General features: G+C 70.7%; 20 protein-coding genes and 2 pseudogenes. 11 read left to right on the forward strand and 11 right to left on the reverse strand.

Going from position 1 to position 22,110, the window contains the following annotated elements:
* Window positions 1–125: 125 nt before the first annotated feature.
* The 7 genes from ACFVJQ_RS34165 to ACFVJQ_RS34195 form a co-directional block, all read right to left on the reverse strand.
* A complete protein-coding gene (locus ACFVJQ_RS34165; RefSeq protein ID WP_385789502.1) occupies window positions 126–476 on the reverse strand; it encodes a hypothetical protein in 351 nt (116 codons plus the stop codon).
* 290 nt (window positions 477–766) lie between these two features.
* Window positions 767–3,175, reverse strand: coding sequence for a glycoside hydrolase N-terminal domain-containing protein (locus tag ACFVJQ_RS34170; RefSeq protein ID WP_385789504.1), 2,409 nt, complete (start codon window positions 3,173–3,175; stop codon window positions 767–769).
* A gap of 79 nt (window positions 3,176–3,254) precedes the next feature.
* Entirely contained in the window at window positions 3,255–4,316 is a 1,062-nt protein-coding gene (locus ACFVJQ_RS34175) for an ABC transporter permease (RefSeq protein ID WP_385275920.1), read from the reverse strand.
* Window positions 4,309–5,817 carry a sugar ABC transporter ATP-binding protein gene (locus ACFVJQ_RS34180; protein WP_385514628.1) on the reverse strand — a complete coding sequence of 503 codons (1,509 nt, stop codon included), beginning with the start codon at window positions 5,815–5,817 and terminating at the stop codon, window positions 4,309–4,311. Before ACFVJQ_RS34180 ends, ACFVJQ_RS34175 begins: the two co-directional genes overlap by 8 nt.
* 20 nt (window positions 5,818–5,837) lie before the next feature.
* Window positions 5,838–6,914, reverse strand: a complete 1,077-nt coding sequence (locus ACFVJQ_RS34185) for a sugar ABC transporter substrate-binding protein (RefSeq protein WP_385275914.1) — start codon at window positions 6,912–6,914, stop codon at window positions 5,838–5,840.
* A gap of 104 nt (window positions 6,915–7,018) precedes the next feature.
* Complete coding sequence (locus ACFVJQ_RS34190; RefSeq protein ID WP_385275911.1) at window positions 7,019–7,777, reverse strand: SDR family NAD(P)-dependent oxidoreductase; 759 nt, start codon at window positions 7,775–7,777, stop codon at window positions 7,019–7,021.
* Window positions 7,774–9,081, reverse strand: a complete 1,308-nt coding sequence (locus ACFVJQ_RS34195; protein ID WP_385275908.1) for an enolase C-terminal domain-like protein — start codon at window positions 9,079–9,081, stop codon at window positions 7,774–7,776. The genes ACFVJQ_RS34190 and ACFVJQ_RS34195 overlap by 4 nt, the downstream gene beginning before the upstream one ends.
* Before the next feature lie 304 nt (window positions 9,082–9,385).
* Between ACFVJQ_RS34195 and ACFVJQ_RS34200 the strand changes: the two genes are divergently transcribed.
* The 8 genes from ACFVJQ_RS34200 (at window position 9,386) to larE (ending at window position 16,935) form a co-directional block, all read left to right on the forward strand.
* Window positions 9,386–10,090: a FadR/GntR family transcriptional regulator gene (locus ACFVJQ_RS34200; protein ID WP_030655812.1), complete on the forward strand. Its 705-nt coding sequence runs from the start codon at window positions 9,386–9,388 to the stop codon at window positions 10,088–10,090.
* Window positions 10,091–10,201: 111 nt separating this feature from the next.
* Window positions 10,202–11,053 carry a fumarylacetoacetate hydrolase family protein gene (locus ACFVJQ_RS34205; protein WP_385789508.1) on the forward strand — a complete coding sequence of 284 codons (852 nt, stop codon included), beginning with the start codon at window positions 10,202–10,204 and terminating at the stop codon, window positions 11,051–11,053.
* The gene (locus ACFVJQ_RS34210) at window positions 11,053–12,048 is read left to right on the forward strand and encodes an aldo/keto reductase (RefSeq protein ID WP_385275902.1); all 996 of its coding nucleotides are present in this window, start codon (window positions 11,053–11,055) and stop codon (window positions 12,046–12,048) included. The genes ACFVJQ_RS34205 and ACFVJQ_RS34210 overlap by 1 nt, the downstream gene beginning before the upstream one ends.
* On the forward strand, window positions 12,045–12,980 hold the full coding sequence (locus ACFVJQ_RS34215; protein ID WP_385789510.1) for an amidohydrolase family protein: 936 nt from the start codon (window positions 12,045–12,047) through the stop codon (window positions 12,978–12,980). The genes ACFVJQ_RS34210 and ACFVJQ_RS34215 overlap by 4 nt, the downstream gene beginning before the upstream one ends.
* Window positions 12,977–14,257: a nickel-dependent lactate racemase gene (larA, locus tag ACFVJQ_RS34220; protein ID WP_385789512.1), complete on the forward strand. Its 1,281-nt coding sequence runs from the start codon at window positions 12,977–12,979 to the stop codon at window positions 14,255–14,257. The genes ACFVJQ_RS34215 and larA overlap by 4 nt, the downstream gene beginning before the upstream one ends.
* The gene (gene larB, locus ACFVJQ_RS34225) at window positions 14,254–14,943 is read left to right on the forward strand and encodes a nickel pincer cofactor biosynthesis protein LarB (RefSeq protein WP_385514623.1); all 690 of its coding nucleotides are present in this window, start codon (window positions 14,254–14,256) and stop codon (window positions 14,941–14,943) included. The genes larA and larB overlap by 4 nt, the downstream gene beginning before the upstream one ends.
* Window positions 14,940–16,121, forward strand: a complete 1,182-nt coding sequence (gene larC, locus ACFVJQ_RS34230) for a nickel pincer cofactor biosynthesis protein LarC (RefSeq protein WP_385514622.1) — start codon at window positions 14,940–14,942, stop codon at window positions 16,119–16,121. The genes larB and larC overlap by 4 nt, the downstream gene beginning before the upstream one ends.
* A complete protein-coding gene (gene larE / locus ACFVJQ_RS34235) occupies window positions 16,111–16,935 on the forward strand; it encodes an ATP-dependent sacrificial sulfur transferase LarE (protein ID WP_385789514.1) in 825 nt (274 codons plus the stop codon). The genes larC and larE overlap by 11 nt, the downstream gene beginning before the upstream one ends.
* Window positions 16,936–17,020: 85 nt before the next feature.
* On the opposite strand, the pseudogene ACFVJQ_RS34240 reads toward larE, so the two are convergent.
* The 3 genes and pseudogenes from ACFVJQ_RS34240 to ACFVJQ_RS34250 all read right to left on the reverse strand — a co-directional run.
* Window positions 17,021–17,980, reverse strand: a pseudogene (locus ACFVJQ_RS34240) (IS110 family transposase); the annotation flags it as partial.
* A 297-nt stretch (window positions 17,981–18,277) separates the two neighbouring features.
* Entirely contained in the window at window positions 18,278–19,312 is a 1,035-nt protein-coding gene (locus tag ACFVJQ_RS34245) for an IS110 family transposase (RefSeq protein WP_385514620.1), read from the reverse strand.
* Window positions 19,313–19,397: 85 nt separating this feature from the next.
* Window positions 19,398–19,652, reverse strand: a pseudogene (locus tag ACFVJQ_RS34250) (transposase); the annotation flags it as partial.
* Window positions 19,653–20,058: 406 nt separating this feature from the next.
* Between ACFVJQ_RS34250 and ACFVJQ_RS34255 the strand changes: the two are divergent.
* Window positions 20,059–20,292 carry a hypothetical protein gene (locus tag ACFVJQ_RS34255; protein ID WP_385514619.1) on the forward strand — a complete coding sequence of 78 codons (234 nt, stop codon included), beginning with the start codon at window positions 20,059–20,061 and terminating at the stop codon, window positions 20,290–20,292.
* Here the strand turns inward: ACFVJQ_RS34255 and ACFVJQ_RS34260 are convergent.
* Window positions 20,271–20,597: a hypothetical protein gene (locus tag ACFVJQ_RS34260; RefSeq protein ID WP_385789517.1), complete on the reverse strand. Its 327-nt coding sequence runs from the start codon at window positions 20,595–20,597 to the stop codon at window positions 20,271–20,273. The two genes, ACFVJQ_RS34255 and ACFVJQ_RS34260, sit on opposite strands and share 22 nt — an antisense overlap.
* Before the next feature lie 107 nt (window positions 20,598–20,704).
* Between ACFVJQ_RS34260 and ACFVJQ_RS34265 the strand changes: the two genes are divergently transcribed.
* Together ACFVJQ_RS34265 and ACFVJQ_RS34270 are read left to right on the forward strand one after the other, a co-directional pair.
* A complete protein-coding gene (locus ACFVJQ_RS34265) occupies window positions 20,705–21,241 on the forward strand; it encodes a VOC family protein (protein ID WP_385514617.1) in 537 nt (178 codons plus the stop codon).
* Window positions 21,234–22,037 carry a MerR family transcriptional regulator gene (locus ACFVJQ_RS34270; RefSeq protein ID WP_385789519.1) on the forward strand — a complete coding sequence of 268 codons (804 nt, stop codon included), beginning with the start codon at window positions 21,234–21,236 and terminating at the stop codon, window positions 22,035–22,037. Before ACFVJQ_RS34265 ends, ACFVJQ_RS34270 begins: the two co-directional genes overlap by 8 nt.
* Window positions 22,038–22,110: the final 73 nt, after the last annotated feature.

A 22,110-nucleotide genomic window follows, 5' to 3' on the forward strand; every position in this document is an offset into this window, starting at 1 on the left:
CCTCCGGCTGAACTGCCCGTTCACCAGGGAGACTTGCGCGATGGCCTGCCCTTGCTCAGGGAGCATGCACGGTCAGCGGATGCACGCCCCGGGCAGACACCCGCGCGTTCCGGGACCACGCCCGGCTACACCACTTCATGGGACGCGATCTCGGGCGACGTCTGGCGCCAGAACTGGAAGTCGACGACATCCGCCTCTACCGCCTGCGTCCAGACCTTCCCGCGCTGCCACAGAAAGTTGAGGAACAGGCACAGGTCCGTGATGTAGTTGCGCTTCGTCTCTTTTGTGAATGCCCGGAACGGGCTGCCGCGCGTGTACAGGCTGAGGAGTTCGTCGATGCGGTAGTCCGGTGCCAGCAGAATCGGGTTACCAGGCCGGATCCCGGTTGACTCTTCGAGCTCCGCCAGGTCAGCCCATCCCGCTAGTACGGGTACGCGCGGTGGGGTAGTCAGCGCCGGCTCGGGGACCCAGAACACACGTCACTTGCTCATCGCGCCACCCTGTCAGATCGGCTTCAACACGCCGATTCAATAGGGATGGTGCGCCACTTCTCCCAGTCGCCGTGTGCATCGAGGAGGGCGTCGTGGTCGCCGGTGTCGGCCAGGTAGGCCGGGACGGTCTCCGGCTCCTGGGGGGCCGGTTCGGGCTTGGCTGGGGTGAGGGTGAGTGGGGCGCGGGCTTGGGCGGCGGCGCGCCCCCGGACAGGACCCGGGGGCCGTACGGCGCGTGATCGGGGCCGGGCAGCCTGCCCGGCCCCGATCGCATGTCACAGCGGCGTGATCACGTACTTCTCGCCCGCCTGGGCGTCGAACGCGACGACGGCGCTCTCGGGGCGCTTCACGTCAGTGCGTGCACCGCCCTCGGCGTGCACCGCGACCGGTGCCGCGGTGCGCAGCCGGACCGCGCCGGTCCGGCGTGCCGCAAGGCGGGCGTGGGTCAGCGCGCCGTCGCTCCAGGAGACGTCGACGGTGAGGGCGCCGCGGGCGAGGAGGCCGGTGACCTGGCCCTGCGGAAGCTGCGGGGGCAGCGCCGGCAGGAGGTGGACCTCGTTGGTATGGGACTGCACCAGCCATTCGGTCACTCCCGCGGTGGCGCCGAAGTTGCCGTCGATCTGGAACGGCGGGTGCAGGTCGAACAGGTTCGGAGCGGTGCGGTCGGGAGTGAGGAGGTCGGTGAGGAGTTTGTAGGAACGCGATCCGTCTTCCGCGCGCGCCCAGAAATTGATCTTCCAGGCGAGGGACCAGCCGGTACCGGCGTCCCCGCGCATCTCCAGCGTCTTCAGTGCGGCCCGGAACAGTTCGGGGGTGCCACGCTTGGAGATCTGGTTACTCGGATGCAGACCGTACAGGTGGGAGACATGGCGGTGCTGTTGCTCGGGTGCGCCGGCGTCCCAGTCCTGCTGCCACTCCTGCAACTGCCCCAGCGCGCCGATCTTCATGGGCGGAAGCTGGGCTCGGGCCTGGCGCACCTGGGCGGCGTACGGGCTGGTGACGCCGAGCGCGTCACAGGCGGCGAGGTAACCGTCGAACAGGTCGCGCAGGATCTGGTTGTCCATGGTGGGGCCCGCGCAGGCGGACACGCCGGCGTGGTGGGCGTTCTCCGGCGACACGGACGGGCAGGTCACCAGATACCCGGTGGTGGGGTCCGTGACGAGGGCGTCGAGGAAGAAGCGGACGGCGCCCTCGACGACCGGCAGGCGTCGGCGCAGCGCCTCGCGGTCACCGGTGAAGCGGTAGTGCTCCCAGACCGAGGTGGCCAGCCAGGCGCCACCGGTGGGCCACATGCCCCAGAACGCGCCGTCGACCGGCGCGGTGCCGCGCCAGGCGTCGGTGTTGTGGTGGGCGACCCAGCCGTTCGCGCCGTACTGCACCCGCGCGGTCTTCTGTCCCGCCTGGGCGAGGTCGTCGAGCAGGGCGAAGATCGGCTCCCAGCACTCCAGAAGGTTGGTGGTGGAGGCCGGCCAGTAGTTCATCTCCGTGTTGATGTTGATCGTGTACTTGGAGTCCCAGGGCGGGGAGAGCTGGTCGTTCCAGATGCCCTGCAGGTTGGCGGGCTGGGTGCCGGGGCGGGAGGAGGCGATGAGGAGATAGCGGCCGAACTGGTAGTGCAGGGCCACCAGATGAGGATCGTCGGACTGGGCGAAGGCGGCCACCCGCTGGTCGGTCGGTGCGTTGGCGGCATCCGTGACGCCGAGGTCGAGGGTGACGCGCCGGAAGAGGGCGCGGTGGTCGCGCACATGGCGGGCGCGCAGCTGTCCGTAGGGGGTGTCGGCGGCGGCGTTCAGCGGGCGCTCGGCGCGGGCGCGATGGTCGCCGGAGGCGTCGCGGTAGTCGTTGTAGCTGGTGCCCACGGACACCAGCAGGGTCACCGCGTCGGCTGCGGTCACGGTGAGGGTGCCGTTCTCGCTGCGCACGGTGCCGCCTTCGGCGCGGGCACGGACCAGCGCGCGGAAGCGGACCCGGCCGGTGATGCCCTCGCGGGTCTGCCCGGTGCCCTCCAGCGCGGCGGTGACCCGGTCGGGGGAGGACTTCTGGGTCTGCTGGGGGCTGTCGAAAGTGGCGGTGAGCGAGAGGGCGCCGGGGGTGTCGGCGGTCAGCCGGACCACGATCAGCTGGTCGGCATGGCTGGCGAACGCCTCGCGGCGGTAGGCCACCCCGCCGCGTGTGTACGTCGTGGTGGCCACGGCGGTGTCGAGGTCCAACTCCCGTCGGTAGGAGCCGACGTCACCCGTGCCGGGGAACGTCAGGCGCAGATCGCCGACCGTCTGGTACATCAACTCCCCGACCGGGTTGCCCAGGAAGGTCGAGTTGATCAGGTCCTGGGCCGAGCCCCACTGGCCGGCGAAGATCTGGCGCCGGATCTCGGGGAGGTTCGCCAGGCCCTGCGGGTTGGCCGGTTCGTAGGGGCCTCCCGCCCACAGTGTGTCCTCGTTGAGCTGGAGCCGGTCGGTGTCGACTCCGCCGAACACCATGGCGCCGAGGCGGCCGTTGCCGAGGGGCAGGGCCTCCAGCCACTGGCCTGCGGGCTTGCTGTACCACAGGGCCAGGCGCGAGGCGTCCGACACGGCGGCGTCCTCCGCCTCCGTCGCGGCCTGTGGGGCCGCGGCGGCCGGGAGACCGACGGCCAGTGCGGCCGATGTCGCTGCGGAGGTGACGAGAAAGTCTCTTCGTTCCATAAGAATGCCTGCCTTTCGAGTGCGGGTTGGGCTGGTCATTCGGGAGTGGTGCGGGCGGGTGCACAACAGCGGGCGGTGTCTAGTCCTGCGCCTTGCCTCCGGTGATGCGGGACAGCGCCAGGGCGACGAGGATGATCGCGCCGTTGAGGGCGCCGATCCACTGGGCGGGGACACCGCCGAGGGTGAGGACGTTCTGGATCAGGAACAGCAGCAGGATGCCGGTGAACGCGCCGAAGACCGTTCCCTTGCCGCCGTTGAGGCTGATGCCGCCGATGACGGCGGCGGCGAACACGGTGAAGATGTAGCCGTTGCCCTGGGCGGAGGCCACCGAGGCCAGGCGTCCCGAGAGCAGCAGGCCGCTCAGCGCGGCGAGGACGCTCGCGGTGACGATGACGATCCACAGCACCCGGTCGGTGCGGATGCCGGCCGCCTTCGCCGCGTCGACGTTGCCGCCGATCGCGTAGAGGGAGCGGCCGAAGCTGGTGAAGCCGAGCACGACGATGCCGATGGCGAAGAGGATCAGGCAGATCCACACCGAGGCGGGCATGCCCAGCCACTGGGTGGTGCCGAGGTAGAGCATCGACTGGGGCAGCTGGAAGAAGGTCTGGCCGCCGGAGATGCCGGTCAGGATGCCGCGCAGCACGATCAGCATGCCGAGCGTCACGATGAAGCCGTTGAGCCCGAACCGGATGATGAACAGCGCGTTCACCACGCCGATGAGGAGACCGACCGTCAGGGTGACGGGGATGGACCAGGCGCCGGGCAGCAGTCCGACCCCGTGTGCCGCGCCCGCCGGGACGGTGAGCCAGGCCGCGACGCCGGGGGCGAGTCCGACGGTGGACTCCAGGGAGAGGTCCATCTTCTTGACGATGAGCACCAGGGTCTGGGCGAGGACCAGCAGGGCGATCTCGGACATGGTCTGCAGCACGTTGACCAGGTTGTCGGGCTGCAGGAACACCGGATTGACCAGCTGGCCGACGATCGCCATGACGATGATCGCGGGGATGAGTGCCAGGTCCCGCAGCCGTGCGAAGGCCAGCCTCCGCTCGCCTGCCCTGCCGGTGGCTGGCTGGTCGCTCACGGGGTCCGGCGGGCCGTCGTTAGGACTCTTCGCGGCGGCCGCAGTCGCGCTCTCAGACATCGAGGTCCACTCCTTCCATTGCGGCCACGAGCTCGTGGTCGTGCCAGCCGCGGGCCCTTTCGGCCACTACTCGGCCCTGGAACATCACCAGGACCCGGTCGCACATGCGCAGGTCGTCGAGTTCGTCGGAGGCGATGAGCACCCCGGTGCCGGACTCGGCGATCTCCTCGACCTTGCCGAGGAGGAACCCCTTGGACCGCACGTCGACGCCGGCGGTCGGATTGATCAGGACCAGCACCTTCGGATCGCTGGCCAGGGCGCGGGCCATGACGACCTTCTGCTGGTTGCCCCCGGAGAGCCCGGAGACGGGCAGCTCCGGCCCCGGCGTCTTGATCGCCAGGTTCTCGATCATGGAACGGGCGTAGGTGTCCCGGCGGCGTCCGTCGATGAAGCCGGGCGGACCGAGCCGTTCGGGGATGGTGAGGGTGCCGTTGTCCGCGATGGACATCTCCGGTACGTAGCCCTGGTGGTGGCGGTCCTGCGGGACGAAGCCGGCGCCGGCCTTCAGGGCCGCGGGCACGCTGCCGGGGCGTGGACGCACCCCGGCGATCCGCACCGTGCCGGTGTCGGCGGCGCGCAGTCCGACGACCGTCTCCGCCACTTCGATGCGGCCGCTGCTCGCCGCGCCGGCGAGACCGACGATCTCCCCGCCGCGGATACGGACGGACACGTCCTCGTAGATCCCGTTGAGCGTCACGTCCTCCACGACGAGCACATCGGGGGATTTACTGTCCGTCGGGCGGCGGCGGGCCCTGGCGGCCTCGGTGGCGCCCTCGCCGGTCATGGCGGCGACCAGTTCGGCGCGGGGCAGTTCGGCCACCGGGGCGGTCAGGATGTGCCGGGCGTCGCGGAACACCGTCACCGTGTCGCAGATCTCGTAGATCTCCTGGAGGTGATGGCTGATGAACAGAAATGTCACGCCCTGCCGTTGCAGGTCCCGGATGCGGGCGAACAGTCGGTTGATCGCGGCTCCGTCCAGCTGCGCGGTGGGTTCGTCGAGGATGATGAAGCGGGCCCCGAAGGACAGGGCCCGGGCGATCTCCAGGAACTGGCGCTGTTCGACGTCGAGTTCTCCCGCCGGGGTGCGCACGTCCACGTCGACCGACCAGGCCCGCAGCAGTTCGCGTGCCCTGTCGCGCACCGTCCGCCAGCTGATCAGGCCGCCGCGACCGCGGTCGTGCCGGTTGAGGAAGAGGTTCTCGGCGACCGTCAACTCGGGGATGATGGTGGACTTCTGGTACACGCACGCCACCCGCTGCCGCCAGCCGTCCCGGTCCGCGAGCCGGGGCGCCGGTTCGCCGTTGAAGGTGACCGTGCCCTCGTCCGGTGCGTGCAGTCCGGTGAGGATGGAGACCAGCGTGGACTTGCCCGCGCCGTTGCGCCCGACGAGTGCGTGGGTCTGCCCGGGTGCGATCGTGATCCGGGCGTCGCGCAGCGCCACCGTGGAACCGAACCGCTTCGTTATCGCCGCCGCCTGGGCGACGGGCGCAGCCGTAGACATGTCAGCGAATCGCCTTCCGGTCAGCTGAGGTTGTTGCCCCACAGGGAGCTGTCGTCGCTCTTGAGGCTGGGGACCCCGCCGTAGGTGCCGCCGTCCGCCGTCACCAGGGGCGCGGAGAGCTGGTCCTCCAGAAGGCCCTCGCGGACCTGGATGATCGTGCTGTCGTGGTCGGTCTTGCCGGGTTTGAACGTCTTGCCGTCGATCGCCGCCTTGAGGTAGTAGAGGGCGTACTTGGCATAGAGGTCGGCCGGCTGGGAGACGGTGGCGTCGATCTTGCCCGCGGCGATGTTCTTGAGCTCCTCGGGGATGCCGTCGTTGGAGACCACGAACACGTGCTTCTTGTCCTCGGGGCCGACCAGCAGGCCCTTCTGCTTGAGCACCTGCAGGGTGCCGGAGAGCGCGAAACTGGACTGCATGTAGACGCCCTTGATGTCGGGGTGGGCGGTAAGGTCGGTCTGGAGCTTCTGCGCCGCGACGGCGCCGTCCCAGTTGGTGGCTTCGCCGAAGACCTTGATGTCCGGGTAGTTCTTCTTCATGCAGTCGTTGAACGCCTCCGTGCGGTCACGGCCGTTGACGGAGGCGAGATCGCCCTGGAGCATGACGACCTTGCCCTTGCCGCCCAGCTTGGTCCCCAGGAACCGGCAGGCCTTCTCGCCGTAGGCGCGGTTGTCCGCGCGCACGACCATGTACACGTTGCCGGTGTCGGGGCGGGTGTCCACGGAGACGACCGGGATCTTCTTCGCCTCCAGCTGCGCCAGGGTGGGTGCGATGGCGGCGGTGTCCTGCGGCGCCATCGCGACGCCCTTGACGCCCTGGCTGATGAACGTCTGGACGTCGGCGGTGAGTTTGGCGACGTCGTTCTGCGAGTTGGTGGTCTTCAGGTCGAGTCCGAGTTCCTTGGCGAACTGCGGGGTGTACTTGATGTACGAGTTCCAGAAGTCGGTGTCGGAGCGCGGGTAGTCGACCCCGACCACGGTGGAACCACCGCCCTGGCCCGAGGCCGACGCGGATCCCGAACCCCCGCAGGCGGTGAGTGCGGGGACGGACAGGGCGGCGAGGGCGCCGAGACAGGCGTACCTGGTGAACCTGAGCTGCATTGCTCGCTCTCCTTGCTGACGGGGTCGCGCGGAACGGGCTGCGTGCAGGACCGGTCGTGCGGTGTGCGGGTGCCGGTCGCGAGAGGGGAGGGGAAGGAGCGGGGTCAGGTGCGCGGACGGATCCGCAGGCCCTGCATGCCGCCGTCGACGGGGAGGTCGGTGCCGGTGGTGGAGCCGGACAGAGGGCTTGCGAGGTAGGCGATGGCCGCGGCGACCTCGTCGGCGGAGACGAGACGGCCCATCGGCTGGCGGGCGTTGAGGGCGGCGCGTTCGGCCGCGGGGTCCGCGGCGCGGTCCAGGAGGCGGCCGATCCAGGGAGTGTCGGCGGTGCCGGGGTTGACGCAGTTGACGCGGATCCCGCAGTGCACGAGGTCGGCCGCGGTCGCCCGGGTCAGGGCCAGCACGGCGCCCTTCGTCGCGGAGTACAGCACCCGGTCGGGCAGCCCGGCGGTGGCGGCGATGGAGCAGGTGTTGACGATGGCCGCGCTGTCGGAGCGGCGCAGATGGGGGAGGGCGGCCCGGGTCACCCGGACCATGCCGAGGACGTTGACGTCGAACACCCGGTGCCACTCGTCGTCGGCGTTCTCCTCGATGGTGCCTTGGGCGCCGATGCCGGCGTTGTTGACCAGGATGTCGATGCCGCCGAGGACGCGCGCGGCCTCGGCGACGGCCTCCCGCACGCCCGTGTCGTCGGCCACGTCCGCGCGGATCCCGATGAGGGGATCGGGCAGGCCGTCGGGTTCGAGGTCGAGGCAGGCGACGCGGGCCCCGCGGGCGGACAGCAGGCGTGCGGTGGCCAGTCCGATGCCGGAGGCGCCGCCGGTGACGAGGGCTGTCAGTCCCGCGCAGTCGGGAGCGCTCATCCCTCGGCCTCCCCGCTCCACACCGGGCCGTCGGGGTAGCGGTGGTCCGCCAGGGACTGCGGATGGAGTTCGGCGCTGATGCCGGGGGCGGACGGGGCGAGATAGCGGCCGTCGCGGATGCGGACCGGGTCGGTGAAGTGCTCGTGCAGGTGGTCGACGTACTCGATGACGCGGTTCTCGGTGGTGCCGCTGACGGCCACGTAGTCGAACATCGCCAGGTGCTGCACCATCTCGCACAGTCCGACCCCGCCGGCGTGCGGGCACACCGGGACGCCGAACTTGGCGGCCAGCAGCAGGATGGCGACGTTCTCGGTGACGCCGGCGGTGCGGCTGGCGTCGAGCTGCAGGACGTCGAGGGCTCCCGCCTGGAGGAGCTGTTTGAACATCACCTGGTTGTGGGTGTGTTCACCGGTGGCCACCTTGACCGGCGCCACGGCCCGGCGGATGGCGGCGTGGCCGAGGATGTCGTCCGGCGAGGTGGGCTCCTCGATCCAGTACGGGTCGTAGGGGGCGAGCGACGCCGTCCAGTCGATGGCCTGCTGGACTCCCCATGCCTGGTTGGCGTCGACGGCGATCCTGATGTCCGGGCCGACCGCCGCGCGGGCCAGCCGCATGCGGCGTTGGTCTGCCTCGCGGTCGGCGCCGACCTTCAGCTTGATCTGGCCGAATCCGTCGGCGACCGCCTCCTTGGACAGCCGCACCAGCTTCTCGTCGTCGTAGCCGAGCCAGCCGGGGGTCGTGGTGTACGCGGGGTAGCCGTGCTCCAGCAGGTGCGCGGTGCGCTCGGCGCGGCCGGGCTCGGCGCGGCGCAGGATGTCCAGGGCCTCGTCGCGGGTGAGGGCGTCCTGGAGGTAGCGGAAGTCGACCAGGGCGACCAGCTGTTCGGGGGAGAGTTCGGCCAGCAGCCGCCAGACCGGCTTACCGGTGCGGCGTCCGTACAGGTCCCAGACGGCGTTGACGATTGCCGCGGCGGCCATGTGGATGGCCCCCTTCTCCGGGCCGAGCCAGCGCAGTTGGCTGTCGCCGGTCAACCGCCGGGAGAAGGCGCCGAGATCGGCCAGTACCTCCGCCACCGGGAGCCCCACGATCAGCGGGGCCAGGGCGCGTACGGCGGCGACCTCGACGTCGTTGCCGCGTCCCACGGTGAAGGCGAGTCCGTGTCCCCGGCCCCCGGCACTCGTGCGGATCGTCACGTACGCCGCCGAGTAGTCGGGTTCGGGGTTCATGGCATCGGAGCCATCGAGGTCCCGCGAGGTCGGGAACCGTACGTCCACGGCCTCGAGCGCGCTGATGAGCTCACTCATCGGGCCCGGCACCTTCGGTTCGCAGGGTCCGGTGTCGTGTCGGCTCCATGGCCACCACCCATCGTCGTGTGTCAACGAGATGTCCGCTCTGCTACGGCAGACGCCGGACATGGGATGGATTTATAGAGTCACCCCGCCTTGGTGTCCATACCTCAGGAGAGAAATATGTAAGTGGTCGCTGTCCACCTGCTCATTTGCAGTGAAGGTATATGTGAGAGCGCCTTCGGGTCATCCCATCCCTTCCTGAGTGATGGGATGTATTGCTACGCTGCCGCCGCCTGGGCAACGAGCAGGGAGCAGCCGCATGTCACTGACCGACAAGGCCATCGACCGCATCAGGGACCTCATCCAGTCCGGCGAGCTGCCGCCGGGCGCCAAACTGCCGCCCGAGCAGCAGCTGGCCGCGGAGCTGGGGCTGTCCCGCAACCTGATGCGGGAGGCAGTCAAGGCACTGGTGGTCGCACGCGTGCTGGAGATCCGCCGGGGCGACGGTACATACGTGACCAGCCTCGAACCTGAGCTGCTGCTGAGCAGCATCGGATCGGCGGTGGAACTGCTCCGCGGCGACACCCTGCTGGAGCTGACCGAGGTGCGCCGGCTGTTCGAACCGGTCGCCACCGGACTGGCCGCCACCCGCATCTCGGCCGGGGAACTGGCCGAGGTGGAGCGGCACCTGGACGCGATGCGGGCGGCCCGGGAGGACGTCGAGCGGCTCAACGAACACGACGCGGCGTTCCACCGGGCGGTGGTCGCGGCCACCGGCAACGCCACCCTCGCCACCCTGCTGGAGGGGATCTCCAGCCGGACGGTGCGCGCACGCGTCTGGCGCGGTCTGGTCGACGACAACGCCGCCGCCCGCACCGTCGCCGAACACGAGGCGATCTTCCAGGCACTGGCCGCCGGCGACGCCTGCCTGGCGCAGGCCGCCGCGCTCCTGCACGTCAGCACCACCGAACAGTGGCTGCGCGAGCACCTGGAGCCGAACAGCGCCGTCCCGGACCGGCCGTGAACACCGGGCGGCTCCCGACCACCCTCGTCCATCACACGTCACCAGCCCCGTGCCCGGCCCGGACAGCCGTGGGCCACGGGCAGGCACGTTCGCTCAGTGAGGAGCACTTCGATGAGGTTTCTGCGCGTGGGCCCTGCGGGCTCGGAACGCCCCGCCGTCCTCGGCACCGACGGCCTCGCCTACGACCTGACCCCGCTGACCGCCGACATCGACGGCGCCTTCCTGGCCGGTGACGGCGTGGAGCGCGCCCGCGCCGCGCTGGCCGGGGAAGCCCTGCCGCGCATCGACATCAGCGGGCAGCGTACTGGAGCACCCGTGGCCCGCCCGGGCAAGGTCGTGTGCATCGGGCTGAACTACGCCGATCACGCCGAGGAGACCGCGACCCCGCCCCCGGCGGAGCCGGTTATCTTCATGAAGGCGTCCAGCACGGTGGTCGGACCCGACGACACCGTCCTGATACCGCGCACCAGCACCCGGACGGACTACGAGATCGAACTCGCGGTCGTCGTCGGCCGCACCGCCCGCTACCTGGACTCCCCGGCTGCCGCCGCCGACGTCGTCGCGGGCTACGCCATCGCCGACGACGTCAGCGAGCGCTCCTTCCAGCACGAACGCGGCGGACAGTGGGACAAGGGCAAGTCCTGCGAGACCTTCAACCCGCTCGGGCCCTGGCTGGTGACTCCCGACGAGACCGGGGACCCCCAGGACCTGGCGCTGCGGCTGTGGGTCAACGGCGAACCGCGCCAGCACGGGCACACCAAGAACATGATCTTCGGAGTGCACCACGTCGTCTGGTACTTGAGCCAGTTCATGGTGCTGGACCCCGGCGACGTGATCAACACCGGAACCCCGGCGGGCGTGGCCTTCGGCGCCAACGACTTCCCCTACCTGCGGGCCGGTGACGTGGTCGAGGCCGAGATCGACCGGCTCGGCCGTCAGCGGCACGTCGTCGGGCAGGCCTGATGTTCGCCGCGGCGCACCCCTGGTATGCCGAACGGGTCCCCCTCGGCCGCTCCCGCGTCACCGTCAGCCGCATCGGGCTGGGCACCGCACCGCTGGGCGGTCTGTTCTCCGCGGTCGGCGGCCGGGAGGCCACCGGCACGCTGGAGGCGGCCTGGGCGGCCGGGATCCGCCACTTCGACACCGCCCCGCACTACGGTGCCGGGCTCGCCGAACGACGGCTCGGCGCCTTCCTGACCGGCCTCGGTCACGCGCGCGCGGACTGCACGGTGTCCACCAAGGTCGGCCGGCTGCTCGTGCCGGGCGAATCCGCACCAGGGGATGAGGACTTCCACGGCGACCCCGGCCTGGTCAGGATCCGCGACTACAGTGCCGACGGTGTCTACCGCTCCCTCACCGAGAGCCTGGAGCGCTCCGGCCTCGACGCCTTCGACATCGTGCTCATCCACGACCCGGACGACCACTGGAAGGAGGCCCTCACCGGCGCCTACCCGGCACTGGCCCGCCTGCGCGCCGAGGGAGCGGTCCGGGCGATCGGCGTCGGGATGAACCAGACGGCGATGCTCACCCGCTTCGTCACCGAGACGGACCTCGACTGCGTCCTCGTGGCCGGCCGCTACTCCCTGCTGGACCGCAGCGCGGCCGACGAACTGCTGCCCGCGTGCGCCGAACGCGAGGTGGGCGTCCTGGTCGGCGGGGTCTTCAACAGCGGCATCCTGGCGAACCTCGCACCCGACGCCACCTACGACTACGCGCCGGCCTCCGAAGCGGTGCGGCGCCATGCCCTCGCCCTCAGCGAGCGCTGCGCCGCCCACGGTGTGGCGCTGGCCGCCGCAGCCCTGCGGTTCCCGCTGCGGCACCCCGCCGTCACCGGCGTCGTCGTCGGGGCGCGCAGTGCCCAGGAGATCACCGTCAACGTCGCACACGCCGGCGCGACGATCCCCGAAGAGCTGTGGGCGGATCTCGACGCCCTCGAACGCGAACGGGACGGATCATGAGCAGGATCGACGCACACCACCACGTCTGGCGGCCGGCCTCGGCCCCCGGGCCCGCCCCGGGCCCCGGCCCGCGGCGCCGCGTGCACACATGGCTCGACGCGCCCGGCATGGCCCCCCTGCGGAGGGACTTCACCATGGCGGACCTGGCGCCGTCGGCCCTGGCGGCGGGCATCGACCGTACGGTCCTGGTCCAGGTCCTGCCCGACCTCGACGAGACCGCGGAGTTCCTGTCCCTGGCCGCGGCCGACTACCTGGTCGCCGGCGTCGTGGGCTGGGCCGACCTCACCTCGGACGGCTTCGCCGACACCCTGGACGCCCTGCGGGCGGCGCCCGGCGGCGACCATCTGGTCGGCCTGCGGCACCTGGTGCAGAGCGAACCGGACCCCGGCTGGCTGAACCGGCCCGACGTGCGCCGGGGCCTGCGCACGGTCGCGCAGGCGAACCTCGCCTACGACCTGCTCGTCCTCCCGCACCAACTGCCCGCCGCCATCAGCACCGTCCGGGAGCTGCCGGAACTCACGTTCGTCCTCGACCATCTGGCCAAGCCGCCCATCGCCACGGGCGCACTGCAGCCCTGGGCCTCGCTGATCCGTGAACTGTCGGCCCAGCCCCAAGTGTTCTGCAAGCTGTCCGGCATGGTCACCGAGGCCGACCGCAACGACCGGAGCCTGGCCGCCCTGCGTCCCTACGCCGACGTGGTGCTCGACGCCTTCGGCCCGCAGCGGGTGATGTTCGGCTCGGACTGGCCGGTCTGCCTGCCGGCCGCCTCCTACGCGGAGGTCGTCGGCGCGGCGGAGGCACTGACCGCCGGCCTCACCCCGGCCGAACGCTCCCAGGTCTTCTCCACGACGGCGGAACGCGCCTACGGACTGGGCGAGAGCGACCAGCAGGGACGATCCGCGGACGACGGCCCGGTGGGGGTGGTCCGGTGAAAGTACGCCTGGCCTACGGGCAGTCGGGGCTCGACATCGAGGTCGATCCGCGCACGGCGACGGTCGTCGAACCCGTCCATCAGGAGGGAGCCGCGGACCAGATGGCCGTCCTGCGCGCGGCGCTGCGCGACCCGGTCGCCGGACCGCCGCTGCGCGAGCGGGTCCGCCCGGGGCAGACGGTGGCCATCTCGGCCTGCGACGGCACCCGCCCGCAGCCTCGCCACCTGATGATCCCGGCCGTCCTGGACGAACTAGAGGGCGTCGTCCGCCGGGAGGACGTGGTGATCCTCGTCGCGACCGGCACGCATCGCGGCAACGACGAGTCCGAGCTGCGGGCGATGTTCGGCGACGAGATCGTCGACGGGGTACGGATCGTCAACCACGACGCCCGCGACGCCGGCCAACTGACGTGGATCGGCACCTACGGCAACGGCGTACCGGTGTGGCTCAACCGCGAGTGGTGGGAGGCGGACGTCCGCATCACCACCGGCTTCGTCGAACCCCACTTCTTCGCCGGCTTCTCCGGCGGCCCGAAGCTCGTCGCCCCCGGGCTCGCCGCGCTGGAGACCGTGCTCGTGCTGCACGACGCGGCCCGCATCGGAGACCCGCGCGCCACCTGGGGCATCACCCACGGCAACCCGGTCCACGACGACGTGCGCGCCATCGCCGAGGCCACCGGTGTCACCTTCGCGCTGGACGTGGTGCTCAACCGGGACAAGGACATCGTGGCCGCGTTCGGCGGCGACCTGCTGCCCATGCACGCCGCCGCGACGGCCACGGCCAAGCGCATGGCGATGCGCCCCGTCGAGGCGCCGTTCGACGTCGTCGTCACCACCAACTCCGGCTTCCCGCTCGACCAGAACCTGTACCAGGCGGTCAAGGGGATGTCGGCGGCCTACCAGGTGGTCCGGCCCGGAGGGACGATCGTGTGCGCGGCCGAGTGCCGCGACGGCTTCCCCGACCACGGCTCCTACCGCCGGGTGCTGGCCTCGGCGCCGTCCCCGCAGGCCCTGTTCGCCGACATCGGCGCGCGCACCGAAACGGTTCCGGACCAGTGGCAGGTGCAGATCCAGGCCCGCATCCAGTCGGGCAGCCGCGTCATCATGCACACCTCCTTCCTCAGCGACGAGGAGCTGGCCACGGCCCATCTGCGGCAGACCCGCGACATCTCCGCCACCGTCGCGGAGGCGCTGGCCGCCGCGGGCCCGGACGCCCGCGTGTGCGTCCTGCCGGAAGGTCCGCAGACCATTCCCTACATCGGACGGGGGCGGCCGTGAACGAGGTGCTGGACCTGGGTTACGCCCGGCTCGACCTGGGCCGTGAGGCCCGGCAGGGCCTGCCGGAAGTGGTCTACGGCCCCGGCAAGACCGTGGAGCAGATCGCCGGAATCGTCACCGGCCTCCTGCGCCACAACACCGGTCCCGTCCTCGCCACCCGCGTCGCCCCCGAAACGGCGGCGGCGGTCCTGGGGCAGGTGGAAGGCGGAACGTACGACGAGAAGGCCCGGCTGCTGACCTGGCGGCCGGCCGCCACCGGGGAGTTCTCCGTCGTGGTGGCGGCCGCCGGCACCTCCGACGGCCCGGTGGCCGCGGAAGCCGCCGCCGTGGCCTCGGCCATCGGGCTGGACACGACGGTCGTCCACGACGTCGGAGTGGCGGGACTCGACCGCGTCCTGCAGGTACGCGGCCGGCTGCAGGAAGCCGACGCGGTGATCGTGGTGGCCGGCATGGAAGGCGCCCTCGCCAGCGTCGTCGGCGGTCTGGTCCGCGCCCCGGTCGTCGCGGTGCCCGTCTCCACCGGGTACGGCGCCTCACTGGAAGGCGTCACCGCGCTGCTCGCCATGCACGCCTCCTGCGCCGCCGGGGTGACCGTGGTCAACATCGACTCCGGATTCTCCGCGGCCATGGCGGTCCACCGCATCGCCCAGACCCGGCCGCCGGCAGACCGCGGAGGCGCCGAGTGATCTGCTGGATCAACCCGTTCACCGGGCTGGCCGGAGACATGCTGCTGGCCGCCCTGATCGACGCCGGGGCACCGCTGGACCGGATCCGGTCCGCCGTCGCCGCCACCGGTCTGACCGGCTGGAACCTGACCGCCGAGCGCATCACCGACCACGGACTGGCCGCCACCAGGGTCCAGGTGGAGGTCACCGACCCCCACACCGAGCGGCGGGCCGTCGAGGTGCTGGAGATGGCCGCCCGGGCGGCCCCCCGGCCCGTCGCGGCCCTCGCCAGCGCCGCCGTGACCGCGATCGCCGAGGCGGAGGGGCGGCTCCACGACGCCGACCCGGCCGACGTCCACCTGCACGAACTCGGCGGCCACGACACTCTCGTCGACATCGTCGGCAGCGCCGCGGCCCTGCACGCCCTCGGGGTGACCGACGTCGTCAGCGCGCCCCTGCCGCTCGGCCGGGGCCGCGTCGACGCCGCGCACGGCGTCCTGCCCTGCCCCGCGCCGGCCACCCTCGCCCTTCTGGCGGGAGCCGCCGTCACGGGCAGCGACCTGCCGGGCGAAACGGTGACACCCACCGGCGCCGCGCTGCTGCACGCCGCCGGAGCCCGCTACGGCCCGCCCCCGCCCATGACCCTGGACGCCACCGGCTACGGCGCGGGCACCCGCCGCCTGCCCGACCGGCCCAACGTCGTCTGCGTCAGCCTCGGTTCGCCTCTTCCCAGCGCACCGGACGAGGACGTAGTCGTGCTGGAGACCAACCTCGACGACGTCACCGGCGAACTCCTCGGGCACGTCATCACCAGGGCGCTGGACGCCGGCGCCCTCGACGCCTGGACGACCCCGGCGGTGATGAAGAAGGGCAGACCCGCGCAGGTCCTGCACGTCCTCACCAGCCCGCACCAGGAACGACGGCTACGCGATCTGGTGCTGTCCGAGACCGGTGCCCTCGGCATCCGGCGCGTCGGCGCCACCCGCACCACGCTGCCGCGCGCCTTCGAGGCGGTGGAGGTGGACGGGTACCCCATACGTGTCAAACACGGTCCGTACGCGGCCAAGCCGGAGTACGACGACGTGGTGGCCGCGGCCGCCGCACTGGGTCTGTCCCTGCGCGCCGTCGCCGTGCGCGCACTGCGTCTGAGCCGAGCGGGAACGATGACGACGAGCCAGGAGGAAGAACGTGCCCAGTGACGCCACGTTGGAGCACCGGCTCGCGGACCGCGTGCGCGCGCTCGGCGGCCCCGTGGCCGTCGCCTATTCCGGCGGCGCCGACTCCGCGCTGGTCCTCGCCGCGGCCGCACGGGTGCTCGGGCCCGCGCAGGTCCTGGCGGTCACGGCCGTGTCGGAGAGCCTGGCCGACGGAGAGCTTTTTGCCGCCCGGCGTCTCGCCGACGACCTCGGGGTCACCCATCTCACCCCGCGCACCCACGAGTTGGCACGCCCCGGCTACCGGGCCAACGGCCCTGACCGCTGCTATTTCTGCAAGTCCGAGGTACTGGACACCATCGCGGCGCTGGCCCACGAGTACGGCTTCGAGACGGTGGCCACCGGCACCAACGCGGACGACGCCGCGGATCCCTACCGGCCGGGCATCCGCGCCGGCCGGGAACGCGGCATCCGCACCCCGCTCCTCGACGCGGGGCTGACCAAGGCGGAGGTACGCCGCCTCAGCCGGCACTGGTCGCTGCCCACCTGGAACAAACCGGCGACACCGTGTCTCGCCAGCCGGGTTCGTTACGGCATCGAGGTCACCCCTTACCGCCTGGCCCGCGTCGACCGCGCCGAGGCGGCCGTCCGGACCCTCCTGGCCGAGGCCGGACTGCAGGTGACCGACCTCCGGGTCCGCGACCTCGGCGACCGGGCCCGCGTCGAGGTGGACCCGGCGCTCGTATCGCGGACCGCGGCACTTCCGACACTCGGCGAGGTGCTCGCCGCCGCCGGCTTCGCCGACCTGCCCCACCAGGTCGAACCGTTCTGCTCGGGACGGCTCAACACCGAGCCCTGAAACCGAGGTGTCGGGGTGTGCTGGATCAGACCTGTACCGCATCGCCCGTTGGGGAGCCTCTATGTCCTTCGTCAAGCCTGAGCGGTCATGCGACGGCTGCTTCGGGTTCGCGTGATTCGTAGAAGGTGCCGTCGCGGAGCATGGCGAAGAGCACGCTGACGCGGTGGCGGGCGAGGCGGAGGAGGGCCTGGGTGTGGGTCTTTCCCCGGGCCCGGCATTTGTCGTAGTAGGTGCGGGAGGCGGGATCGTGCAGGGCGGCGAAGGCCGAGAGGAACATGGCCCGTTTGAGCTGCCGGTTTCCGCCTCGTGGTGCGTGTTCGCCGTGGATCGAGGTCCCCGAGGACTTCGTTGTCGGGGCGAGTCCGGCGTAGGAGGCGAGGTGGGCGGCGTTGGGGAAGCTGGTGCCGTCGCCGACGGTGACCAGCACAACGGCGGCGGTCCTGACCGCGACCCCCGGCATCGAGGTCAGGACCTGGGAAAGAGGGTGCTCCTCCAGCAGGGCTTTGATCTGGGCTTCCAGAGCCCGGCGCTGTTCGTGGACGGCGGCCAGGGAGCGGGCCAGGGACGGGATGACGACGTCGAGGGTGCCGGTCCCGGGAACGATGACGGTTTGTTCGTCGAACGCGTCGAAGATCTCGTCGATCAGCCGGGTGGCCATGCGCGGGGCCTTGGGCCGGATCACTTCGACGAGTCTGCGGCGTCCGGCCTTCCGCAGGGCAGCCGGGGAGCCGTAGCGTTCGAGCAGCCAGGTGACGGCGGGGTGGTCCAGGCGGGGGCCAAGGACGCGTTCCAGTGAGGGGTGGAACTGGGTGAGCAGGCTGCGTATCCGGTTGGAGGTGCGGGTGGCCTCGGCCGCGAGGTCCTGGTCGAAGCCGACCAGCACGGTCAGTTCGGCGGTGATCTCGTCGGTGAGCTCCAGCGAGCGCAGCGTGTGCGGCATCGTGCGAGCAGCGTCGGAGATGACCGCGGCGTCCTTCGCGTCGGTCTTCGCCTCGCCCGGGTAGAGATCGGCGATCCGGCGCATCGCAAGTCCGGGCACCCATGAGGGCCGGGCCTGTCAAGGGCAGACGTGTGCCTGGCCCGATGTGTGCTGGGGGGACACCCGGGCGGGGGCCTTGATCTTGCCCCGAGGGGCTGGGGCTGTCGGTTGTTCCCCGGAGGTAGGTCGGGCGGAGAGGTCTCACATGCACCCATTCGGCTCCGTGCACCGTCTTCGGCCGGCGCCATGACCCCGGTCCGGGGACCGGGCTGCTCATTCAGGTAGTCGAGTCGGTGGGGCCGACTCATGCGTAGACGCGAGCGCGCCCGGGGACGTGGCCCTCTCGGCAGAGACGTGTGACTGTCATCGGCTCGTTGACGCCTCCCGGACCGGACGGGTCTCCAGCTGGCCGGCTTCGTACTGGACGAGCAGATGCCAGGCATGGGTGAGGAGTTTGCGGGCGATCGCGATCGTGGCGATCTTCTTGCCCCGCCGGTGGGCGATCTGCTGGTAACACGTGGCGAACTGCGGGGATCGTTTCGCGGTCTGGGCCGCCTCATTGAGGATCCAGCGCACCCAGGGATCTCCTTGCTTGGAGATGTGGCCGTAGCGGACGGTGCGGTCCGAGCCCCGGACGGTGGGGGTGAGCCCGGCCCAGGAGGCGAGCTTGCGGGCCGAGGGGAACCGGCGGATGTCCCCGATCTCGGCCACAAGGACCAGAGCGGTGAGCGGCCCGATTCCCGGCAGGGCGGTCAGCGTCTGCACGCGTGGGTCGGCCTTGGCCGCGGCCGTCAGTTGCGTATCGAGCCGGTCGATCGGGACTTGGACGGCATCGATCATCTCGAGCAGATCGCTGACCACGGCCCGGGAGGCCGCCGGCAGCGGGAGCTGGTCCAGCCATGCGCGTCCGGGGCCGCTCCAGCAGCTGCGGCTGGTTCTCCCCTCGCACCCATGATCGGCCAGCACCGCATGGATCCGGTTGCGCAACAGGGTCCGTTGCCGGACCAGTTGAGTCCGGTGCCGGAGCATGGCCCGCTGTTGTCGGACCCGTGGCGGGGCGATCCATGCCTCGGGCAGCAGATCCGCTCGCAGCAGCTGGGCCAGGGTGGCCGCATCCACCTTGTCGTTCTTCAGCCGGGCCGAGGCGATCGCCTTGCACTGCAGCGGATGCACCAGGTGCGGCTCGAAGCCGTGCTCCTTGAGCAGCTCTACCAGCCAGCCCCAGCCGAAGGCCGCCTCGAACGCGACCGGGGTTCCTGCCGGCAGATTCCTGATTACTCCCAGTATCGGTATCCGGCCGTTGACCACGTTCCTGTTCACGCCGATCTCGCCGCTCTCGTCGGCGATAGCGATCTGCGACCTCTTGCGGTGCACGTCAATCCCGACGTAGACAGACATCCCGGGCCTCCTTCCCGAGCTCGTACGGACCCGGAACCAGAATCGACCGGGCTGAGCACGGAAGGGGGCCCGGCCCTCATAGCGTCAGGTAGGCGACCTTGCCGGTGTCGCGGGCGACGGTCAGCGGGAGGGCGCCGATGGAGGCGGGCTGGTCGACGATGACGAGCACGGTGCCGAACTTCGCGGCCAGCTTGTCGAAGACGGCCCGCAGCTTCGGCTCGCTGTTGGGCAGCTGCTTGTCGAAGACCTTCTTGCCGGCCGGGGTGAGTCCGTGACCGTGGTGAACGGTCTTGCCGACGTCCAGGCCGAGGAAGACGCCCACGTCGCCGATGTCGAACATCGTGCTCCCAACTGCTTCGGTGCGGTGCTGGCCAGGGAGTTGGCGCCGTACGCGCGCATCCACGTTATGCAGACCTGCCGCCCGCGGGATGCCGGGCATTGCGCTCGGCGGGGCGGTAGTCGGACCTCTCATCAGCGTCTCCAACGGCGCCTCCCGGGCCCGGTGACACCACCCCCCAGGTCATGCTTTCGACAGGGGGAACAGTCATGCCGGGCCCGGAGGCCAGCGGTCCTCTTGTAGGACCGCGAAGAACATAACGGGGGGCTGACGTGCGCTAACGCGACCCCGTCCACGTCTTAGTGTGAGAGAAGGTGCCGGCGCGGCGGGCGAGCGGCGAGTCGGGGACGGGGCGGCGCTTCGGTGAAACAGCTGATCGCGTTCCCTGGTGTGCGGCTATCAACGGTGCATGGTCGAAGCTGTGCTGCGCGGCCTTGCTGCCGCCGCCCTCACCGTCCTGCCCGCCCTCGTCTCAGCTCCCGTCCACGCCGCGGAGACACTGCCCCTGGCCGAAGCCGTCGCCGGCCTGCCGGTGGGAAGTGAGTCCCGCGACGGCTACAGCCGCGACAGCTTCCGCCGCTGGAACGCCGGCGATGACCCCAAAGGGCCCCGCCAATGGCGCTACGTGGCATCGTCGGCGTAGATCCGCCTTGCCCGATCGGCCGGATAAGAGCCGACGTCCGTCATCGGGTTCTGTACGACGCTGCCCAGGTAGCAGCCGACCGCCGAGTAGTACTGCGCAGGCCCAACGGTCAGCAGCCCGCCGGCGAGGAAGGTGCCCTGCACGTCGGCGAGCGGCAGGACCGGTCCCTCGAGTGCGGCGCCGGCCGCGATGCCGGCGTTGTAGGCCCCGGAGTTCGCCCTGAGGGCGATGTCCGTGCGGCCCGGCGCGCAGTGCAGCATCTCGTTCTGGGTGACCACGAGCACCGGCCCGAGCGCACCGCCCATCAGGACCAGGCGTACCCGGCCACAACGTTGGTCGCATCGTTGGGGTAGGGCGAGATTCACGGACCCGGCTTGACCCTCACGTTGCGTGAGGCTGGAGGGTGGGATGCATGAGCGACTACTACAACGCGTTCGAGATGAGTCCCGTGCCCGCTCCCGGCCCGGATGCGGTCCCGCCGGAGCCGTTCCGTGGCATCTATGGAATGCCCGCTTTCGTGACGATCCCCACGAGCGACTTGGCGGCGTCGGTGGACTTCTGGACTCGGGGGCTCGGGTTCTTCGAGTTGTTCAGCATCCCCGGCACGCTTGTGCATCTGCGCCGGTGGGCGTTCCAGGACGTACTCCTCGTCTCGGCGGAGAGCGTTCCGGAGCAGACGCCGGCGATGAGCTTCAGTTTCGCGTGCGTGCTCAGCCAGGTCGATTCCCTTGTCGAGGCCTGTCGTGCGTTGCGCCCGAACTCGGTCGACGGTCCACGGGACACTCCCTGGAACACCCGCGATGTGGAGGTGATCACCCCCGAGAACGCACGGATTGTTTTCACTGCGGCGAAGCCCTTTGATCCGGCCAGTCAGGAGGCGCGGAACCTTGAAGCCATCGGGATCACCGCACCGGGCGTCGGTCGCGGCGACAATGAGAAGCATGCCTGATGCCACCGACGCCGATGGCCTGACCGTCGGTCAGGTCTCGACGAGCCTGGGCGTGACAGTCCGCACGCTGCACCACTGGGATGAGATCGGTCTGGCGCGACCGTCGCTGCGCACGGCTGGCGGATACCGGCTCTACACCGCTGGTGATCTGGAACGCCTGCACCGCATCGTCGTCTATCGTGAGCTCGGTCTCGGCCTGGACAGGATTCGGGCCGTCTTGGACGACCCGACCGCAGACGTGCCCGGCGCATTGCGCGCGCAGCGCACCCAAGTTGCTGAACGGATCGAACGCCTCAAGGAGCTCAGCGCCGGACTGGATCGGATGATCGACGCCCACGAGCGCGGCCTGCTGCTGACCGTCGAGCAGCAGGCCGCGATCTTCGGCCCCCAGTGGAACCCGGACTGGCCCGTCCAAGCCCGTCAGCGCTACGGAGACACGACGCAGTGGCAGCAGTACGCCGAACGCTCGGCCTCTCGTGGTCCGGAGGAATGGCAGGCCGTCACCGACGCCATGGCCGGCCTCGAACGCGCCCTCGGGGATGCGATGGACGCCAGCGTCACACCTGGTAGCCCGGAAGCGAATCAACTCGTCGAGCGGCACCGCGAAGTTTTTGCCTCGTACTTTCCCCTCACCAGGCAGATGCAGGTCTGTCTCGGCCGCATGTATGAGGCCGAGCCGGGATTTGCTGCCCACTACGACGGCATCCGCGCCGGCCTTGCCACGTGGTTCCGTCGCATCATCGACGCCGGCGCGCGCGCCCACGGCATCGACCCCGACACCGCGACCTGGCAGTAGAGCGCGGGGCCGGAAGCCTGCACCCGTGGGGGCGTCCGACGCCTTCACGAACCGGAGGTTCTCCTGACTCACG

The sequence above is a fragment of the Streptomyces sp. NPDC127197 genome (assembly GCF_042672405.1).
Classification (GTDB): Bacteria; Actinomycetota; Actinomycetes; order Streptomycetales; family Streptomycetaceae; genus Streptomyces; species Streptomyces flavusporus.

Coding starts and splice junctions, on each gene's coding strand:
- ACFVJQ_RS34205 (WP_385789508.1), top strand. CDS start 10,202: ATGAGGTTTCTGCGCGTGGGCCCTGCGGGCTCGGAACGCCCCGCCGTC.
- ACFVJQ_RS34260 (WP_385789517.1), bottom strand. CDS start 20,597: ATGGGCGGTGCGCTCGGGCCGGTGCTCGTGGTCACCCAGAACGAGATG.
- ACFVJQ_RS34200 (WP_030655812.1), top strand. CDS start 9,386: ATGTCACTGACCGACAAGGCCATCGACCGCATCAGGGACCTCATCCAG.
- ACFVJQ_RS34195 (WP_385275908.1), bottom strand. CDS start 9,081: ATGAGTGAGCTCATCAGCGCGCTCGAGGCCGTGGACGTACGGTTCCCG.
- ACFVJQ_RS34265 (WP_385514617.1), top strand. CDS start 20,705: ATGAGCGACTACTACAACGCGTTCGAGATGAGTCCCGTGCCCGCTCCC.
- ACFVJQ_RS34170 (WP_385789504.1), bottom strand. CDS start 3,175: ATGGAACGAAGAGACTTTCTCGTCACCTCCGCAGCGACATCGGCCGCA.
- ACFVJQ_RS34190 (WP_385275911.1), bottom strand. CDS start 7,777: ATGAGCGCTCCCGACTGCGCGGGACTGACAGCCCTCGTCACCGGCGGC.
- ACFVJQ_RS34210 (WP_385275902.1), top strand. CDS start 11,053: ATGTTCGCCGCGGCGCACCCCTGGTATGCCGAACGGGTCCCCCTCGGC.
- ACFVJQ_RS34245 (WP_385514620.1), bottom strand. CDS start 19,312: ATGTCTGTCTACGTCGGGATTGACGTGCACCGCAAGAGGTCGCAGATC.
- ACFVJQ_RS34185 (WP_385275914.1), bottom strand. CDS start 6,914: ATGCAGCTCAGGTTCACCAGGTACGCCTGTCTCGGCGCCCTCGCCGCC.
- ACFVJQ_RS34175 (WP_385275920.1), bottom strand. CDS start 4,316: ATGTCTGAGAGCGCGACTGCGGCCGCCGCGAAGAGTCCTAACGACGGC.
- ACFVJQ_RS34255 (WP_385514619.1), top strand. CDS start 20,059: ATGGTCGAAGCTGTGCTGCGCGGCCTTGCTGCCGCCGCCCTCACCGTC.
- ACFVJQ_RS34270 (WP_385789519.1), top strand. CDS start 21,234: ATGCCTGATGCCACCGACGCCGATGGCCTGACCGTCGGTCAGGTCTCG.
- ACFVJQ_RS34180 (WP_385514628.1), bottom strand. CDS start 5,817: ATGTCTACGGCTGCGCCCGTCGCCCAGGCGGCGGCGATAACGAAGCGG.
- ACFVJQ_RS34215 (WP_385789510.1), top strand. CDS start 12,045: ATGAGCAGGATCGACGCACACCACCACGTCTGGCGGCCGGCCTCGGCC.